Raw genomic sequence first — 17,552 nt, 5'->3', positions numbered from 1 at the left:
GCCATAATCAGGAGTTCGACATGCCCGATGACGATAAATCTGTGGTGACCGCATCCGTCAATGACGGTGATGAGAGCTTGTCGACTGACGCGGTGTCGTCACTCATACGCACCGTCGATCAACAGCGTGAGCTTGAAGAACTCCGAGCCGAGCTGACATATTTACGCAGAGCAGCCCAACGCACATCATTGCGCCGGTCACAACCCATCGCCGGGTCGGCACAATCAATCCGAGACGAGATCGAGTATCAGATCAGGCTGCAGCCTCATAAGGCGGTCGCCGTCGCTGCCTTCCTGGGATTTGTTTATGGGGTCGCACGATGACCGAGCCAACAACGGAATCCGCTCGCTTGGCTACCGAATACGTTCGCCTTGGCGGGAAACGCAAAGCCAAGCTCGACGATAATATCGTCAGCACCCGGATTTGGGAGGACGAGCCCGCAAAAGCGGCTGAGTTTTGGCGCGACCAGATTCAGACACTCTCTGAGGAAAAACGCCGGGAAGTCGAAACGAACTTGCCGAATATCAATCCGGACTGATTTGGGGGATCGAATGACCGCACACCGCGCTCAATGGAAGGGTCAGCTGAAGGTCGGCGATCTCAGCTGCGCCGTCGGACTTTATACCGCCGCCTCGACCTCCGACCGCATCAGCTTTCACATGCTGAACCAGAAGACCGGCAACAGACTGAAACGAGAATTTATCGACAGCGAAACTGAAGAGGTCGTAGATCGCGAGCAGCAGGTGAAGGGCTTCGAGACCGGGAACGGCGACTACATCATGATCGACCCGGACGAAGTCGCAGCAGTGGTTCCGGATTCCGACAAGATGCTTGAAGCGGAAGCATTCATCCCCTGTGGGGAGGTCGATGACGTCTACTTCGACAAGCCGTATTACCTGGTTCCCGTCGGTGACGAAGCGAACGCAGCCTTCAGCTCTATCAGGGACGCCCTCACGAAAACCAAGGCGACAGCAATCGCTCGCACGGTGCTGTTTCGGAGGATCAGAACCGTGTTGATCCGGCCACATGGTCGAGGTTTGATAGCGACGACTCTGAACTTCGACTACGAGGTTCGCTCGTCCAACGAGGCCTTCAAGGGGGTGGCCAAGGTCAAGGTCGAAGGCGAAATGTTGGATTTGGCCAAACACATCATCGATACAAAGATCGGTAAGTTCGATCCAGCAGCCACGGATGATCGATACGAGACCGCGCTCGCTGCTTTGGTCGAAGCGAAGGCCAAAGGCAAACCGTTGCCCAAGCCCAAACCAATCAAAGTCTCGAAGCCGAATGACCTGCTGAAGGCCCTACGTGAAAGTGCAGGCATGGACGAGGGGTCGAAAAAGAAATCAAAGGCCGCCAACGCAAATTCCGGACCTAATAAAACACCTGTTTCCATGAAATCCGCGTCGAAGCCCTCTAAGACGACCGCGAAAAGCACGACCAGAAAGGCGAGCTGACGATGGCACCAATTCGTCCCTACTGGCGAGGCTACCTCAAGCTCTCGCTCGTTACCTGCCCGGTGGCGATGACACCTGCCACATCTGAAGGCGAAAAGGTCCGCTTCCGTACGCTGAACGAAAAAACTGGCAACCGAGTTGTCTCGCAGTACATCGACAGCGTGACGGGAAAGCCAGTTAAAGATGGAAATGAAGCAAAAGGTTACGAGCGCGGGGAGAACGACTACGTCATTCTGACCGACGAAGACCTAGAAGCCGTCGAATTGGAAACTGTCCGCACGATTGACATTGAGACGTTCGTGCCGCGCGACAGCATCGAATGGGTCTATCTCGATACCCCCTACTATCTTACGGCCAACCAGAAGATCGGAGATGAAGCTTTTGCGGTCATTCGCGAGGCTATGCGAGCCCGGGACGTCGTCGGGGTCTCTCGCGTAGTGTTGGGACGTCGCGAACGAGCTGTCATTTTGGAACCGCGTGGTGAAGGGATCGTCGTATGGACGCTCCGTTACGGTGACGAAGTCCGGCCGGAAAGCGAATACTTCGCTGAGATCGACAAGAAATCCGATACAAAAGACGCTCAGGCGCTCGAAAAGGTCATAAAGAAGCGGATGAGGAAGTGGTCCCCTGAAATGGTCTCCGATCCGATCCAACAAAGCTTGCTGAAACTCATCACCGATAAGAAAAAGTCGAAGAAGCCCGCCAAGAAAGCCACGTCAAAGCCCTCTAGCTCTCAAGGCGAGAAATCCAATGTCGTCAGCATTATGGACGCTCTGAAAAAGTCAGTCGCCAAAGAGCTTCAATCGCGTAAAACAGGCTGATCCTTGCCCTCGACCACCGACCGATTTAACGGTGCGACATGAGACTTACTCGTTCAATCGTCCTCCAAAATGTGGTTCCGAGCAGCAAACGCTTGCGGTCGCTCGTGGATCGCTGCTTGGCCGATGATGTGGCTTTGATCGCTATAAGCGGCCGACGGGCATTTGCGCTGGAGGCTGAAGTGGACTGGCAAATTATCGGCGATGGTTTATCGCCGAGGGGATTTATATGCACCTCAGCCCACAGTAATGACGACGATGAAGACGGACTGGCCGACGCCATTTCTCTAGCAGGTTCGTTCTCGCCCAAAGAGGGGGTCGACCGGGTTTTTCTCATCGGCAGCACGTTCATTCGATATAATGTCGTCGCGTAACCCGCCTGAAGAAATTTAGCGATATCAGGCAACTCTTTTCTTGCCTTTGGCCAAACGTTTGATCGCTTGTTCCAACGAACGCTGCCCGTCGCAATAATCCTCCCATGCCGAGCTGTTTTTCAGAAGAGCTGGGACTGTCCGGATCGTGAAGCGTTTTGGGTCTAGGCCAGCTCTGACCTGAGTCCAGGTCAGCGGCATTGAGACAGTTGCACCAGGCCGAGCACGAGGGGATAATGGCGCAACCGCTGTCGATGTCCGGTCGTTGCGAAGGTAGTCGAGAAATATCCGGCCAGTTCTCTGAGCCTTGGACATTTTGATCAGGTAGAGGTGTGGGTTATCCCGCGCCATTTCCTCGCAGACGTCGTGAGCAAAACCTTTCGCAGCATCCCAATCCAGCTTCTTGCCCTTCGGAACCGCGAGTGGTGTCACCACATGGAGACCTTTGCCGCCAGTCGTCTTGCAAAAGCTGATCAGCCCAAGCTCTTCTAAGCGATCTCGAATTTCCCGTGCCCCTTCGATCACCGTGTCGAAGTCCACGTCAGGCCCTGGATCAAGGTCAAAAACGAGACGTCCCGGCACCTCTGGCTGGTTTGGCTCGCAATTCCAAGGATGAAGCTCTGTGCCTCCCAACTGGGCTATTGCCGCCAATCCCTCCACGCGGTCGATTTGAAGATAGGGCTTCTTGTCCCCGAACACCTCGACCTGTTCCAGGAGATTGGAAGTCCCCTGCATCGCGTGTCGCTGAAAGAACTGCTCACCACCGATCCCTTCGGGTGTCCGAATGATTGAACACGGGCGTCCTTGAATGTGATCCAGGAGCGAGGGCCCGACGGCCTCGTAGTAATGGGCAAGGTCGACCTTCGTCACGGGATTGCCGTTTCCGTCGTCCGGCCAAAGGTTCTTTTCCGGACTTGAGATAAGCACTCCCATGACGTCGACCTTCGCCCCCTTGCGTAAGCGCGTTGGCCGTTTGGTCTCAGCTTCCGGGTCGGGGACATCGACTTTGGCGGGCGCGGCAGGTACCTCTGCTTCGACTTCCTCGGCGGGCTTATCTTCCCGTAGCCCCTTGAATGCCGCCTGCCTCACTTGACCGTCAGCGGTCCAACCCGCAAATTCGATCTCGGCCACGAGTTCGGGCTTCAGCCAGTGGATATCAGGCGTCTTTTTGGGCGCACCAATGCCGGTGAACGGCGATTTTGCCTCTTTCATCTCCTCCAATTTAGGAAGCAGCTTCTCGACAACCTTTGCGCCATAACCAGTCCCAACCCGACCCACGTAAACGAAGTGGTTGCCGCGATTAACGCCGACGAGGAGCGAACGGAATTTTCCCTCTGTTGTCGCGTAGGCCCCGATGACGACCTCATGCCCTGCCCTGCATTTTGACTTTGCCCAAGTTTCCGTTCGGCCGGACTGGTAGGTAGCGTTGGCTTGTTTGGACACAATGCCCTCAAGCGACAGCTTGCACGCTGACTTAAGGACCGCGTCGCCACCGCTCTCGAAGTGCTCAACAAAGCGAATGCGAGGATCGTCGGCTGCACCCGATAGGATTGCCGACAGTCGTTCCTTCCGCTCTGTGAGCGGAACCTGTCGCAGGTCCGCCTCGCCTTCGAACAAGAGATCGAATGCGAAATAGACGAGGTCGTCGGTCTTCCCCTCCGAAAGCGCAGCCTGGAGTGCGGCAAAATCAGGAGCCCCGTTCTCATCCAGGGCGCAAATTTCCCCGTCGATGATCGCATCCGGTAATTCGGATGCCAAGGACGCTATCGCGGGATACTTATGGGTCCAGTCCAATCCCTTGCGGGTTTTCAGCGTGACATTGCCATCCTGAACACGCATCTGAATGCGGTAGCCATCAAACTTGATCTCGTGAATCCAGCCTTTCGCAGGCGGCGGTCGGTCAAGCGTCTCGCAAAGTTGGGGAGCGATGAAGTCGGGCATTGCCGGGACGTCATCTTTCGACCTTGAGACCTTCTTTCTTTTGCTACCGGATTTGCGTTCCTCGGCTGCCAGGCCCTCGTTGCTGTCCCATACCGCATCGGCCTCGACTGCATTGCCCGATGTCATAAACGGTTTCGGCTTTCGGCCCTCGCCAGACGCGATTGCCTCCATCGTGCGCCCGGACGCAACCGACGTTGTGTTTTCCTCAAGGACTGCCGCACCTTCGCCATCGACCGAATGTTCATCGTGGTGCTTGATCAGCAGCCAATTTGTGCGCTTTTCGCCTTCTCGTCCTCGCATCCGCACGAGAACAAAGCTCCCATGCAGACGGTCGCCTTTAAGGGTGAACTTGAAATCGCCTTTGGCGAGGGCTTGTTCTGGTGACTTGTTGCCTTCCGGCTCCCAATAGCCACGATCCCAAAGCATGACGGTCCCGCCGCCGTATTGGCCCTTGGGGATTGTGCCCTCGAAATCACCATAGTCGAGCGGATGATCCTCGACCTCTACAGCGAGGCGCTTGTCCTGTGGATCAAGCGACGGACCTTTGGTGACCGCCCAGGATTTGAAGACCCCGTCGAGTTCGAGGCGCAAGTCGTAATGTAGCCTCGTGGCATCGTGTTTCTGGATGATGAACCGACGCCGTTTCGATCCCTTGACGCTCGCCTCTCCGCTCGGCTCCGCAGTCTTTTTGAAATCGCGTTTCGCACGATATTTGGAGAGATTATCTGCCATGGCCGCTCTCGATTGGATCGAGACTCGAAATGCGCAAAGCAGGCTTATAGTTCCGGATCGTGCCCGGTTCCGGACACGTCAAGTTTTGGCTGACCGGCGACCGTATAAGACCGCTGCGGTGAAGGCAGCAGTTGCCTTTCGGCCATTATCTCCCCACTTGCAAAGCGGTATCCTTCCACAAGGCGTCAGGCCAGCCCTCGGCCAACTGATGGTAAGTTTTGCAATTTGGGAGAATTTGATGAACGAGACCCTACAGCTCTGGGATTGGCGCGAGAAAATCGCAAATCTCTATAGCGAAATACGTTCGACTTCCGATGTATCTGCCGCATGGCAACTCTGGCGTGACACGCGTTCGTTTATGTTTCGTGATCATCCTCAGTCACCCATCGAGGCGGCCGACCGCGAAACATTCAGCGGCCCCTCCACTTTTCCTTATGACCCATCATTGCGCCTGACGGTAGGGGTAGATGTCGTAGAACCCGAACAGATGACCATTGCGACCGGAGCAGATGGCGAATTGACGATGCATTCGTTCGCCCGCACAAACGGGCTTCAAGAGAGGTTCGGCGGCGAACTGACCCTCTACTGGATCGAGGGCTATGGCGGTGGCGTTTTCCTGCCGTTCGTGGACGGGACTTCAGGCACTGAGACATACGGTGGCGGCCGGTATCTTCTCGACACGATCAAAGGGGCGGATTTGGGCGTTGCGCGTCCAGACGGCACGTTGGTGCTCGACTTCAACTTTGCCTACTTCCCGTCCTGCGCCTACTCATCGCGGTATGTCTGCCCGTTAGCTCCGGCCAGCAATCGATTGAAAGGCGCGGTTAACGCTGGAGAACGGCATTCAGAGACACAGTAAACGAGACTGGACCTGCTGGAAAACCGGATGGCAGGCTTCCTTTCGAAGGTACATCGGCCGCGTGTGGCGTGCGGCGCGAGTCAACGGAACGATTACAGCGGCAGTGGGTTTGAGTGGCACGTCATCATACCCGGGAGAGCTACATGTCATTGACCTTGGAAGAAGTTTCGAAGCAGCTGCAGAAAATCGATTTCTGTATGTTGAGCACCAGCGGTGAATCGGGGCCTTTCAGCACACGTCCCATGAGCAACAATGGCGACGTCGATTACGACGGTGACTCCTACTTCTTCTCGTATGTAAATACCCGAAAGGTGAGCGACATCGAGCGAGACGCTCGCGTCGGCTTGACCTTCACCGCGCCGCCCAGCCTGCTTGGCAAGCCAGGTATCTTTCTAGCCGTCGACGGCAATGCCAGCCTGATCCGTGACAAGTCACAATTCGAGGACCACTGGGTCAAAGACTTGGACCGTTGGTTTCCGGAAGGGATCGATACACCCGGCATTGTCCTCATCAAGGTTTCTGCCTCGCAGATCGAATACTGGGATGGCGAAGACAACGGCCGCATCCCGCTGGCCAAGAGTGAGCCTCACTGATCGTGGTGCCTCGGGTCCCTACCCGTCCGCACCTACTGATGAATTTTCCAAATTGGAAGGATGACGATGAACCTAAAGCACACACGCGTACTGCATGAAGGCGCAGGTCACTGGGTCGTTGACTTCGTCGGAGACGACGGCGAAGCGGTATCCGTCAAGGTGAGCGACGATAAGCTGTCGGACGAGGTCGAGATCGTCGAGCACGCCAAGCGTATCATGGTTGAGTTGACTGGGTACGGCACCAGAGGCGGCCAGACGAGCCTCAATCGATACGACGCGCTGAGTAACGGCGATCTCGACGTCGAAGACGTTTCACTCTCACCCAGACATTGACGATGTGTGCACCGCCGTGAAGATCGCCACCTACAATGTCAATGGCATCAACGGTCGTCTCGATATCTTGCTGCAATGGCTTCGGGAAGACATGCCTGACGTGGTCTGCCTTCAGGAGCTGAAATCGACGTCATTTCCGGAAAAGGAAATCTCCCGAGCCGGATATGAAGCGGTCTGGGCGGGCGAGAAATCCTGGAATGGTGTTGCTATCCTTGCCAGAGGTCGAGAACCAATCGAGACGCGTCGAGGCCTTCCCGGCGACCCTGACGATCAGCAAAGTCGATATATTGAGGCAGCCGTAGATGGGATATTGGTGGGGTGCCTCTACGTGCCGAACGGCAACCCGGCTCCAGGACCTAAGTTCGACTACAAACTGGACTGGTTTCGACGGCTCCAGGTTTATGCGGCCGAGGTGCTGGACTTAGGAGTACCTACGGTAATGGCGGGCGACTTCAATGTCATGCCGAGCACGCTGGACGTCTATAAGCCGGAAAGATGGGTCGATGATGCCCTCTTCCGGCCGGAAATCCGCAATGCCTATTCTGATTTGCTCAAACAAGGCTGGACCGACGCCATTCGCCACCTCCACCCAGACGAGCGCATCTACACGTTCTGGAAATATTGGCGACACAGCTTCGAGCGTGATGCCGGACTTCGCATCGACCACTTCCTGCTATCTCCTGCTGTGACGCCCTGGCTGAAGTCCGCATCAGTCCGGCGGAAGCCACGAGGTTGGTCTCATACAAGCGACCATGCGCCCGTCATGATCGACCTGAAAACACCGGCAGACCCCAAATGAGCGGCGATCCCACAACCAACGGACATTGAGCAGAGCCATGTCGATGTTGATGTCCATGACAGCCCTTCTTTCAGCAGCGCTCGCATTGCTCCATCCAACCCGGGCATCGGCTGCAAGCGCCCTAGCCCTGAATGGCGCGGCCTCTATCTATGGTTGGTGGGACTATCTCATTTAGAGGGAACGCGACATTGACTGTTGCGACAACACACCGAGACTTCGACACAAGCAAGTTTTTCGCCGGGATCGCACGCGGCATCGCAGGGGCGCTTCTCTTTGCGCTTCCCATGCTCATGACCATGGAGATGTGGGAACTGGGCGTCTACATGGACCGCAGCCGCCTTTTCCTACTTCTCCTGGTCAATATACCTCTACTGATTATCCTCTCTGACAGGGTAGGCTTTGAACAGACATCAACCTGGCGTCAAGCAATCCGCGACGCGAGCATCGCGTACGCTCTTGGTATCATATCCAGCGCACTTATCCTGCTCGCGATGGGTGTCATCAAATTCGATCAGTCACCGCACGAAATCGTCGGCATGATCGCCCTCCAGGCCGTTCCTGCGAGTATTGGCGCAATGCTGGGGCGAAGCCAACTCGGCGGACAATCCAATGACGACGATCACAAGGGGGACGACAACGGTAACGATGCCGACCCGGTCCAAGAGCGGGAGACAAGTTACTCCGGCGAACTATTTCTGATGGCTGTTGGTGCGCTATTCCTCAACCTCAATGTCGCACCCACCGAAGAAATGATTTTGCTCTCGTACAAGATGACGCCTTGGCATGCCCTCGTCATCATTGCCGCATCGCTGGCCGTGATGCACGGTTTCGTCTATGCCCTCTCTTTCAAGGGCAGCCACGACCTCGCGGAGGGAACCCCAAGCTGGCATGCGTTTGTCCGCTTCACAGTACCTGGATATCTGATCGCCGGTTTGATCAGCGCCTATTGTCTGTGGACTTTCCACAGAACCGATGACGTCGGATCGACCCAAATCCTTATGACCGTTGTCATTCTGAGCTTCCCCGGTGCCATCGGCGCGGCGGCAGCTCGACTGATCCTGTGAGGTCCCATGACGAAAGTTTCCAACGACAAAAACATCGAAAGCAGCGCCCCTCACTGGATCGAATGGATCACAGGTGCGGTCTCGTCGGTCATCGTTCTAGCCGTCATTGTGTGGATTGGAAAAGACGGGTTCATCGACCATGATACGTCCCCGAACCTTCATGGAACCGTTTCGCAGACGGAAGAGCAGAGCGACGGCTTCCACGTACTATTCGAAATCCGAAACGATTCCAGCGCCACCGCATCTCAAGTGAACGTGCTCGGAGAGATTAGGGATCAGGATTCGGTGCTGGAAAGCGCCGAGACCGTTTTGGACTACGTCCCAGGGCACTCAAAAACTGCTGGGGGGCTGATTTTCCAACAGAATCCGGCCGGGAAACAGCTGACGGTCAGAGCGACAGCTTTCAATGAGCCGTGACCCGTCCGCCGGACTCTCTGTATGACGCGATTTGAGCCATGCGTTGCGGCGGTCAGCTCCTCATCAGCCAGTACCCCGGGACCTACGACTTCTTTTTGAGAGCGCTCGGCTTGTGGGCCGCTTTTGCTCCGGTCTTTAAGCTTTCAACGATCATCTGAGGGTCAGACCTAGAAGCTTTCACTTCGTGGCCTTTGATTTTCGTAGGCCTCGTCTGCTTCTTGACGACCTTGCCGGTGGTTTCACCCTGGCTGGTTTTCCAAGTCACATGGTCGCCCGCTTTAAGGTCCTTGGTCATAGAGCTTCTCCGGTTTCTTGGCTACAGAACCCGATGGCAGAGTGGGAAGTTCCAGCCCCTTGCTCCGCTCAGCCACTCGCAGCAGTGGTGTGCCGATTAGGCGAGGTTCAGGTCGGCCTACTTCCGCACGATGTAAGACATCCCGACGGAGCGCGGAGCCGTTTCTTTGAACCCATATTGCTCGTAGAGCCTATTTGCAGGAACGTCGGCGATCAGGCTTACGTAAGCAGTGGCGGGCAAGCTTGTTTCAACATGCTCCATCAAGGTGGCCATGATGCGTTTGCCGAGACCACGACCTTGATGTTCCGGCAGGACAGCGATGTCGGTGATCTGGTAGAAGCACCCGCCGTCCCCGATGATTCTACCCATTCCAACCGCAGCTCCCCCTTCGACGACGACACAACTGAAGATCGTTCCAAGCAGTCCGACCTCAGCCGCCTCCCGCGAGAATGGCGTTAGCCCTGAGCGTTTCCGCAACTCCATATATTCGTTGATGTTGGGCGTCCGATGTTCAATCGAACAGGCTGCGTCATCTAGATCGTTCATCTGTGCCCTCCCTCCATGAGGCGTCGACAATCGCCACCGTCTCGAACGAAGGCTATCGTCGACGCGTAATTCCAGCCAGTCTTAAGATCGTTTACAGACCAAGCCATATTTTGAAACGCTTCCAAAGCTTGCCAAAGAAGCCGAGTTCCTGGACTTGGCGCTGAGCATGCGCAGCCGCAGATACGCGTTGATCATGTTCCCTATTAGACCGGATTTCCGCCTCAGAGAAAGCACGCGCCCATTGCACGCGATTTTTTGAGATTACGTAATGCGACTGGCACGCAGAACTCCAATTTCCTATGGACGGTTGGAACGAAACAACGCCATCGTTGTGACGCATCTCCCACTTTCCGGGCTTCAGAGGCGTGACGACCTTTATGCCGCAACCGCAGCAACAGTTATGGGCGGCGGTGCCAAATTCCTCCGAAATGTAAACGACGCCGTCATCCATCTCCTTCGGTATTCGTTTCACGAATTCCGGGCGTATCGTCATGAGCTTGGTCATAGATGTCATCTTTGCTGAGAAGGCTGTTTCCAATTGTATAGGAGATGAAATGCTCATGCCCGAGATCGAAGTAAAAACCCCTCGATTTCTTCCAAGCGATGACCGCAAGGCATGCATTGAGGGCATTGAGGTCAGCCACCTGAATGTTACGGTCATATTCGTTCTGGGCGTCGTCGGACGCAAAAGATATCCGGGAACGAGCTTCCGATCTTCGATCCGGAAGGCTCAGAACCGTCCGCAGAATGCCGCCAATGCGATGGCGCTTCGAATAAAGACCCATGCCGACGTCGATAAATGGGATTCCGAGTGCTTCAAGTTTTTCGATGATTGCCCGCTTCTCTGGTCCGCTTTCCATGCACAGAAAAACGAAAGACATGCCTTGAAGCTTATCGACATTATCGTTCGTCAGCTTTTCAGGATGGGCTACGATACCGCGATGCATCTTGGAGTAAATCGCGGCAAGGTACTCGACCTTCTTCAGTCTGCTGCGCAGTTGGTCCAACGATGCCGCCCCCGGCGCTCTGAACGCGTTATGGGTGAGAAAGTCGTCCGCGTCAAAAAGATGAATCGTCTTCGCGACGGTTTTAGAAACCAGGTCCAATACGTAGGACCCAGTCCCTCCCAACCCAACAATCGCGACCGCTTCTTCAGCCAGCTTCGCGGCCGCCTCGTTGATTTCGGCGCGAGATGATGCGGTGTCGAGGTAGTTATGGGGCGATGTGTCGGGATCACCCTCGACAATGCGATGGGTTCTCGCGGTCACCAATGGATCGATGAGTGCGACCTCTTTCGCCAATAGGGCGACGTAAGTCGTCATCTTCTCGTAGTAGTTACTGTAATAGCCGCAAAGTGGTTTCCTGGAGAAGGAGTGGTCCGCTTTAAGGCCGCTGCCAAGCGAGAACTCCTCCGTCTGATGCTGGAGGATCAACAGCGGCTTGCCTTCGGAATCGCAAGGATACTCACCGGAGAATTTCGCGGTGTGATCCTGCGGGCGAACAGTCATGTCACCCGCGAGGTCAAGGCTCGTGGCATAAGCCCCGAATCCGATGGTACGGTCGCTTTTGACGTATGGGACGTCTTTCACGACAAGGAAATTGGCGTCCGTGATTTGAATGTTGAATCCCTCATCACGGAGCCGCTGAAGATCGGAATTACGAGCGATTAGTGTGTGCGACATCGAAGATCGTCCCATGTTTCTTCACCGTCACCGTGCCGCCAGGAGCAAGATCGCCGTGGTGCGGCTTGCTCTTCGCATGCTCGAAGCTCACCGTAAATGCCGGGTCCAGGCCGGTAGGCGGTTCGGGATATGCAAGCTTCACAAGCTCGTCGAAAGTCAGGTCGTCGTGATCGACAACAAAAGGATCGGTGTTGACGATGATCACGAAATGCTTTTCGGGAGCTTCAGCGCTGTGGAAGTGCTCATCTTCCTTGAGATGGACCGTCGCTCTGTCGACACGGATGAGCTTGTCTTCCTTGTCACCCGTGACCTCGCGGTAGAGCACGTAGCCATCACGAACGTGACCAAGCTCATATAGATCGACGCCACTGGTAGGATTGATAGAATGGTAGGGCTTTTGATCGATATGGATTCGGACCTTGCCCTTGCGTTCTTCGCTCATTTTTCTTTCCTGAAGCACAAGCCCTGGTTCGCAGGGCGTTCCTTACCCCTGAACAGCAAGGGCACCGTCGGAATTGCGAATCTGAACAAAAATTGCTAGAGTGCAATTATTCGCTATATTGCGAGAGAGGAATCAAATTGCAAGAGTGCAATCAACTATGACCCCCAAAAAATTCGACGGAGAAGGATTCTTTGCCGCGCTGGATGCCGAGAGGGTAACTAGGACCGCCACATGGAAGAAGGTTGCAGAAGAAGCAGGCGTACCCGCATCGACATTGACACGAATGTCTCAGGGCAAGCGTCCCGATATCGATACATTGGCAGCGCTCTGCCAATGGTCGGGTCTCGAACCTGGTAGGTTCACTGGCCAGATAGACACCAAGCCTGGTGGGGCCTCGACACTCTCCGAAATCACAACACTGCTACGAGGCGACAAGCACCTTTCGAGAGAGGGTGTTCAAGCCTTGGAAGCGATACTGAAGACTGCTTATGCGCAATTCAAAAGAGATTAGTTAGTGGGTTAGAGTTAGATGGCCAAAGCGCAGTTTCGTCGCGGTTTCAAGGCAGACGCCAGTTGGTACTCCAAGTCGGTTCGCGCAGAACTCGACTTGAAACCCTATGAGCCGATTTGCCCGTGGACGCTCGCCGAGCACCTTGAAATGCCAGTTATCAAGGTATCGGATTACGCGAAGGTTCAGCCAGCAGCGGTCGCCTACCTCCACTCGACAGCGGGCCAAGACGAGTTCTCAGCTATTACAGCGAATCTTGGAGGCACCCGCGTGATCATCCACAACGACGCGCATGATCCCAAGAGGCAAGCTGCCGACATCGCCCACGAAATTGCTCATGGCCTGCTGCTGCATGTACTTGCACCGTTGACTGGGGCTGAAGGGAAGCGAAATTACCACAGTGAGATCGAGGCCGAAGCCAGTTGGCTTGGCCCTGCCCTTCTGGTGCCTGACGAGGCGGCGATCTTCATAGCCAGCCGTCTAGCTGATGGCCGTGTTACGGTCCAGCAGGCAACCGATGAGTATGGCGTCAGCGAAAGTTTGCTGAAGATGCGTCTCAATGTTTCGGGCGCACTTATCCGTGTCGCCAGGCGAAGGGCGGCGTAGCCGAAAATGGCGACCTTGATAAATCAAAGCACGCAGCTTCTGGGCCGACTTACACCTGTCAATCGACGCTACGCGCGTGCAGAACACACAGAATGGCGTGATTGGGTGCTATCGTTCCCTCTTGCGGGCGAGATGAAGCTGAGCATCTTTTTCAAGCTTGCTTTCCCAGCTTTTCAATCCAACTGCGTCGGCATCCGGTAGACGGCCCATAATTTTCATAACCGCCGCCGTCACCTGACGACCAAAAAGCTTCGTGCAGCGGAGCGGATCACCCCGGTCATCGCGAAAGTCGACACCCAGCATGAGGAGCGTCGACACGACCTCGTCATCCGCATCGTAGTCCGTAACGAATTTATACTCGTATTCATCGGCAGTGGACTGAATCTTCCACCACTCCTCTGTACCCTCAATCAAGGCGTCGAAATTGGCTGGGAATTTGAAGCGGGTTTCATCTCGCGTGATGCCGAAGAGCTTCCTGGAGAGCCTGTCGAAATACACCTCAAGTTCCGGCGCAATTTCCCCGTTTTTGGGCGGGTTCAGTAAAAGTTTAGTCTCGAATTCAGCAATGCCATCTAGCTTTCGCATCAACAGAATTTTCGTACCCCTATCTGCAATGAGAAAATCAAGCTCTTTGAGCCCTAGCTTCCATTCCGCATAACTGGTGGCCATTTCCAAAATCTCCGAATAACGGCTTGAATATACACGCATACCGATATTTTTCGAACAGGACACCCGTCGCATCCACAGCAATTCGTGCTCGTCCCATGCCTCAAGCGCTCGCAGGACTTGAATTCTCTGACGGCGATTCTCACATGAACATAAGAGGAACAGGAGCCTTGCTGTCATGATGACTAGCGTTCGGAAATCGCCATCGAAAACCTCGATTGAAGCCTTGTCTGCTATCGCGCGATATCGCCATCAGCGTCGCTCCGGACGCGTTTGGCTGATTGGCGACCGGCGCGTTTCAACTGCTACCGTCGCATCGCTCGAACGGGGCGCGTTTCTGAGAGAGATAGCGGTCAACGGCAACCCGGTCCTTGTTCTCACGGATCAGGGCAAGCAATTGGTTGCTGGCGGCCGGTGAGGCAGTCCCCGGAGGCGGTCGGCCCACTTGCGTGCTCCGTGGTTCCCGTGAGAACGTCGGGTGAAACAGCTGTTAGGGTCCGGCAATGCAGGAATTCAACGACTATCTCGCTAAGCTCCAGGCAGAGACCAAGAAGAGAGGACGCGATCAGATTGTAAATTCGCTGATCGCGGTGGCCATTGCCGCTGCCCTGGCATATTGGGCATACGGAACACCAGCGCACACGGCGCTTTTCGCTTTTATCGTTTTTATCGTCACATCGGTGAAGAACGCCATCGAACAACAGATGCATCAGTTCCGTGCCTCCATCGAGAGCAAGTTCCTGATGGAAAAGCTAGGCATGTAGGCGGCGACATCATCGGAGATGCGTGAGCTTTCGCATTCATGGTCGACCCAGACCGCTCATACGGGCTCATTAATAGATGATTCAATGTCGGCTTTTTCGCTGAACCGGTCGCGAGCTGCATGGGAATACCGCAGTCCGTGTATACCATTGAAGATAGCGAACGCTCCGCATCAACCCAGGTCGAACTCTTCCCCCTCGATGACTACTTTCAATCCGGTGACCCCGACACCGTCGCGGTCTTCGTTGATGTCGAAGGAGACTGTGGAGTCCGTGAACCACTCGCCTCAACGTCCCGATAGATGGCCTGCATCTCGCTGCCGCCCGCCTGGGGCAACCGAGCCATGACCTCTGCTAAGCCACTGTCGCCGTGAACGATCAAATGCTCGCCGTTCGAGAAAAGCGCAACGATGTGAATCTCATCTGCGCCGACATCGTCGAACCGCACTTTCGCCATTTGTAATGACACCTCATCATCTGATACACTCCAGAAGAAGATCGAAGCGATCCCGCCGGACCAATCCAGGTCGATCAAATCATCAGCACGATGAGATTTCCACAACGCCAAGTGGAAGAATTTTTCTGTTTAATCTATACATAGATATACATAATTATAAAAACAAATTCCATGATATAATCATATCACAAAATAGCAAATCTCACTTTTGGATATTTCCACTCGTAAATTACTTCGACAAAAAGGAAATTTATATTAAATAAAATTCTAATGCGCGTCTTTTTTGACGCATCTTTCCTTTTGCACGAATCCCTAAACAAGGAAATTCGCGAAAATTCGCGAAAGTATTGGGTGGCCGCCCCAAACACTGTTCGGGGGGCAAGCTGAAGTATTCAGCTGGGCTCGCTTCTGAGGGCTGAAATAGCTTACCTCGCCTTTGAGAAATTGGCGTGCCATTTTGTCAGCACGGGGGACGCGGTTCCCCTGCCCGCAAGCCGCCACGCGGCATCCGCAACGGAGGGACGATCTTGGGAACATCGTCCAGCCAAATGTACTTGCTGGTGTACACGCCGGTCATGGGCACTATCCCTCCGGGGAACCAGGCATACCCGACACGTCTGCATACATGACTGCAGGTGTATCGGCGGGGTGGCAGTCACCCTCGCGTTAGGAAGCCGATAGTCGGCATCTGTAGGAGGAGGACGGCATGAGAATGTCATCTCACTCCGGCGGGCTGCTGGTGCTCGCGCCGTTCACAATGGCGTATTCCAGACACGGAAACCAGAAAGACCTCCGGTCGCTTCCAAGTGAACTGGAAAGCGTCCGGACAAACGCGCCCTTGGTTCTCGTGCTGTCCATGAGCCCTGCCCGATCATTCGGGAGGAACCAGGCAAACCCCGAACGTCATCGTGTGGACAGGTGACGTTCGGTCCTTCCCCAACACCCATTTGAGAAAGGAACAGGCATAGCTATGTCTGATGATGATGACCGCCGCGCTGATTATTCGTCAAACGCTCCGCCCTATGAGCAATGTGGCGACAGTACCCCGAGATCGTTTGATACGTATCCGGTGACCCGTCGTACCGATATCAAGCATCGAAGGATCGAAGTTGCGCTGAGGCCTTTGGCAGAATTTTCCGCCATGAGCGGCGCTCGCCTTACCGAACTAATTGGGCTGAAATTGAATCAAGTTCCAACAACGGTGGACGAAAGCGGTACTGCGACCTTGATCTCTCGAAGTGATGGCAGGACGCACAAGTTAAAAGTTCGGCAGCGGGAGCTGGAATTTTTAAATAGCTTCATCGCCTCCGAGCGACAGAAAATTCTGAAGACAATCGGAATAACGCCTGACAAAGACACTGGATGGGTCTTCATCGGGAAGGACGGACAGCAACTCGACCCAACCAAAGTTGGCTCCTTAAATGAGGCAGCGCGTGAATCTCTACTTAGGTTGCGTGACAGGTTCCGGCAGTCGATACCTACGGCCAACCAGAGATATCTGCCCCTCGTACCCACGAAATATCGACGTCTTTCGGCAATTCGCAACTTCCAGGAGCGGATGGAAAGCATAGTCGTATCGCAACCAAAGTTACCCGCACTCGTCGTTCACACAGTCGAAGAAATTGAGGAATTTTTCGAAAAATTGGGACACGGTTATCGCCTGATAGCCGATTTAATGTGCAACGACCTCGTCCGGCTATCGGAAGCCCTTGCGGTTCGTCAAACGACCGTAATGGCACCGTTTGCTGGCGATACCATACCTTTGGGCCTGATCCGCGACGGTCAATCGGTCCATGCCAACGGCCGTCTAATTCATTTGAGTCCGAACAGTTGGATGGGGATGGTCAGGTATCATGTCGAAATTCGCCGGAAGATACTTTCGAATTCCGAGAGTTCAATCGGAGAGATCGAACACTTTTTTCTCAAGTCGAATGGGAAACGCATCTCAAGGGGAGATGTTTTTAAGGCATTTCAAAAAGCCAGCGCCGACCTGCCGCGTACAGTTACTCCAGCCTCTTTGCGACGTTTTGCCATCATGACGGCAGTGCGTCTCATCTTGGCAAGCCTGCCTGGTAATATGTCGCCGCAAGCTATGTCAGAGTTGGTTTGGGTTCGGCTAAAGCCCTATGGTGTGGATCGTGTGATGCTGCAGCAAATGTGCATTGCCGTCATGGAATGTAGCTTGAGAGCAAAACCTTGATTTGA

General features: G+C 54.7%; 23 protein-coding genes. 15 read left to right on the top strand and 8 right to left on the bottom strand.

What is annotated here, in order from left to right:
- Positions 1-20 precede the first annotated feature (20 nt).
- The 5 genes from AC2GXZ_RS05460 to AC2GXZ_RS05440 all read left to right on the top strand — a co-directional run bounded on the left by AC2GXZ_RS05460 (position 21) and on the right by AC2GXZ_RS05440 (position 2,649).
- Positions 21-323 (top strand): hypothetical protein, encoded by a 303-nt coding sequence (locus AC2GXZ_RS05460; RefSeq protein WP_483758080.1) that lies wholly within the window; start codon positions 21-23, stop codon positions 321-323.
- On the top strand, positions 320-538 hold the full coding sequence (locus AC2GXZ_RS05455; protein ID WP_483758079.1) for a hypothetical protein: 219 nt from the start codon (positions 320-322) through the stop codon (positions 536-538). The genes AC2GXZ_RS05460 and AC2GXZ_RS05455 overlap by 4 nt, the downstream gene beginning before the upstream one ends.
- A 13-nt stretch (positions 539-551) precedes the next feature.
- A complete protein-coding gene (gene ku / locus AC2GXZ_RS05450) occupies positions 552-1,457 on the top strand; it encodes a non-homologous end joining protein Ku (protein ID WP_483758078.1) in 906 nt (301 codons plus the stop codon).
- A 2-nt stretch (positions 1,458-1,459) separates the two neighbouring features.
- Positions 1,460-2,278, top strand: a complete 819-nt coding sequence (ku, locus tag AC2GXZ_RS05445; RefSeq protein WP_483758077.1) for a non-homologous end joining protein Ku — start codon at positions 1,460-1,462, stop codon at positions 2,276-2,278.
- A gap of 116 nt (positions 2,279-2,394) precedes the next feature.
- Positions 2,395-2,649 carry a hypothetical protein gene (locus AC2GXZ_RS05440; RefSeq protein ID WP_483758076.1) on the top strand — a complete coding sequence of 85 codons (255 nt, stop codon included), beginning with the start codon at positions 2,395-2,397 and terminating at the stop codon, positions 2,647-2,649.
- A 24-nt stretch (positions 2,650-2,673) separates the two neighbouring features.
- On the opposite strand, the gene ligD is transcribed toward AC2GXZ_RS05440, so the two are convergent.
- Positions 2,674-5,319, bottom strand: coding sequence for a DNA ligase D (gene ligD / locus AC2GXZ_RS05435; protein ID WP_483758075.1), 2,646 nt, complete (start codon positions 5,317-5,319; stop codon positions 2,674-2,676).
- A gap of 238 nt (positions 5,320-5,557) precedes the next feature.
- On the opposite strand from ligD, the gene AC2GXZ_RS05430 reads away from it, so the two are divergent.
- From AC2GXZ_RS05430 to AC2GXZ_RS05405, 6 genes are all read left to right on the top strand, one after another.
- Positions 5,558-6,178 carry a DUF1684 domain-containing protein gene (locus AC2GXZ_RS05430; protein ID WP_483758074.1) on the top strand — a complete coding sequence of 207 codons (621 nt, stop codon included), beginning with the start codon at positions 5,558-5,560 and terminating at the stop codon, positions 6,176-6,178.
- 143 nt (positions 6,179-6,321) lie between these two features.
- Positions 6,322-6,771: a pyridoxamine 5'-phosphate oxidase family protein gene (locus AC2GXZ_RS05425; protein ID WP_483758073.1), complete on the top strand. Its 450-nt coding sequence runs from the start codon at positions 6,322-6,324 to the stop codon at positions 6,769-6,771.
- A gap of 66 nt (positions 6,772-6,837) precedes the next feature.
- Positions 6,838-7,104: a hypothetical protein gene (locus AC2GXZ_RS05420; protein WP_483758072.1), complete on the top strand. Its 267-nt coding sequence runs from the start codon at positions 6,838-6,840 to the stop codon at positions 7,102-7,104.
- A 16-nt stretch (positions 7,105-7,120) separates the two neighbouring features.
- Positions 7,121-7,903 carry an exodeoxyribonuclease III gene (gene xth, locus AC2GXZ_RS05415; protein WP_483758071.1) on the top strand — a complete coding sequence of 261 codons (783 nt, stop codon included), beginning with the start codon at positions 7,121-7,123 and terminating at the stop codon, positions 7,901-7,903.
- Between the two features lie 188 nt (positions 7,904-8,091).
- A complete protein-coding gene (locus AC2GXZ_RS05410; RefSeq protein WP_483758070.1) occupies positions 8,092-8,967 on the top strand; it encodes a TIGR02587 family membrane protein in 876 nt (291 codons plus the stop codon).
- A gap of 6 nt (positions 8,968-8,973) precedes the next feature.
- Positions 8,974-9,384, top strand: coding sequence for a TIGR02588 family protein (locus AC2GXZ_RS05405; protein ID WP_483758069.1), 411 nt, complete (start codon positions 8,974-8,976; stop codon positions 9,382-9,384).
- An 82-nt stretch (positions 9,385-9,466) separates the two neighbouring features.
- On the opposite strand, the gene AC2GXZ_RS05400 is transcribed toward AC2GXZ_RS05405, so the two are convergent.
- From AC2GXZ_RS05400 to AC2GXZ_RS05380, 5 genes are all read right to left on the bottom strand, one after another.
- On the bottom strand, positions 9,467-9,679 hold the full coding sequence (locus AC2GXZ_RS05400; RefSeq protein WP_483758068.1) for a hypervirulence associated TUDOR domain-containing protein: 213 nt from the start codon (positions 9,677-9,679) through the stop codon (positions 9,467-9,469).
- A gap of 117 nt (positions 9,680-9,796) precedes the next feature.
- Positions 9,797-10,225 carry a GNAT family N-acetyltransferase gene (locus AC2GXZ_RS05395; protein ID WP_483758067.1) on the bottom strand — a complete coding sequence of 143 codons (429 nt, stop codon included), beginning with the start codon at positions 10,223-10,225 and terminating at the stop codon, positions 9,797-9,799.
- A 91-nt stretch (positions 10,226-10,316) separates the two neighbouring features.
- Positions 10,317-10,676, bottom strand: a complete 360-nt coding sequence (locus tag AC2GXZ_RS05390) for a ubiquitination-like system serine protease family protein (RefSeq protein ID WP_483758278.1) — start codon at positions 10,674-10,676, stop codon at positions 10,317-10,319.
- Positions 10,669-11,907: a ThiF family adenylyltransferase gene (locus tag AC2GXZ_RS05385; RefSeq protein ID WP_483758066.1), complete on the bottom strand. Its 1,239-nt coding sequence runs from the start codon at positions 11,905-11,907 to the stop codon at positions 10,669-10,671. Before AC2GXZ_RS05385 ends, AC2GXZ_RS05390 begins: the two co-directional genes overlap by 8 nt.
- A complete protein-coding gene (locus tag AC2GXZ_RS05380; protein WP_483758065.1) occupies positions 11,882-12,349 on the bottom strand; it encodes a multiubiquitin domain-containing protein in 468 nt (155 codons plus the stop codon). Before AC2GXZ_RS05380 ends, AC2GXZ_RS05385 begins: the two co-directional genes overlap by 26 nt.
- A gap of 157 nt (positions 12,350-12,506) precedes the next feature.
- Here AC2GXZ_RS05380 and AC2GXZ_RS05375 point away from each other — a divergent pair, with 157 nt between their 5' ends.
- The gene (locus AC2GXZ_RS05375; RefSeq protein WP_483758064.1) at positions 12,507-12,860 is read left to right on the top strand and encodes a helix-turn-helix domain-containing protein; all 354 of its coding nucleotides are present in this window, start codon (positions 12,507-12,509) and stop codon (positions 12,858-12,860) included.
- An 18-nt stretch (positions 12,861-12,878) separates the two neighbouring features.
- Complete coding sequence (locus AC2GXZ_RS05370) at positions 12,879-13,463, top strand: ImmA/IrrE family metallo-endopeptidase (RefSeq protein WP_483758063.1); 585 nt, start codon at positions 12,879-12,881, stop codon at positions 13,461-13,463.
- 108 nt (positions 13,464-13,571) lie between these two features.
- On the opposite strand, the gene AC2GXZ_RS05365 is transcribed toward AC2GXZ_RS05370, so the two are convergent.
- Positions 13,572-14,132 (bottom strand): hypothetical protein, encoded by a 561-nt coding sequence (locus AC2GXZ_RS05365; RefSeq protein ID WP_483758062.1) that lies wholly within the window; start codon positions 14,130-14,132, stop codon positions 13,572-13,574.
- 500 nt (positions 14,133-14,632) lie between these two features.
- Here AC2GXZ_RS05365 and AC2GXZ_RS05360 point away from each other — a divergent pair, with 500 nt between their 5' ends.
- The gene (locus AC2GXZ_RS05360; RefSeq protein WP_483758061.1) at positions 14,633-14,893 is read left to right on the top strand and encodes a hypothetical protein; all 261 of its coding nucleotides are present in this window, start codon (positions 14,633-14,635) and stop codon (positions 14,891-14,893) included.
- A 208-nt stretch (positions 14,894-15,101) separates the two neighbouring features.
- On the opposite strand, the gene AC2GXZ_RS05355 is transcribed toward AC2GXZ_RS05360, so the two are convergent.
- A complete protein-coding gene (locus AC2GXZ_RS05355) occupies positions 15,102-15,458 on the bottom strand; it encodes a hypothetical protein (protein WP_483758060.1) in 357 nt (118 codons plus the stop codon).
- Between the two features lie 859 nt (positions 15,459-16,317).
- Here AC2GXZ_RS05355 and AC2GXZ_RS05350 point away from each other — a divergent pair.
- Entirely contained in the window at positions 16,318-17,547 is a 1,230-nt protein-coding gene (locus tag AC2GXZ_RS05350) for a site-specific integrase (protein ID WP_483758059.1), read from the top strand.
- Positions 17,548-17,552 lie beyond the last annotated feature (5 nt).

This window comes from Aliirhizobium sp. YIM B11859, assembly GCF_057163345.1.
This window is presented reverse-complemented; position numbering and strand designations above follow the sequence as displayed.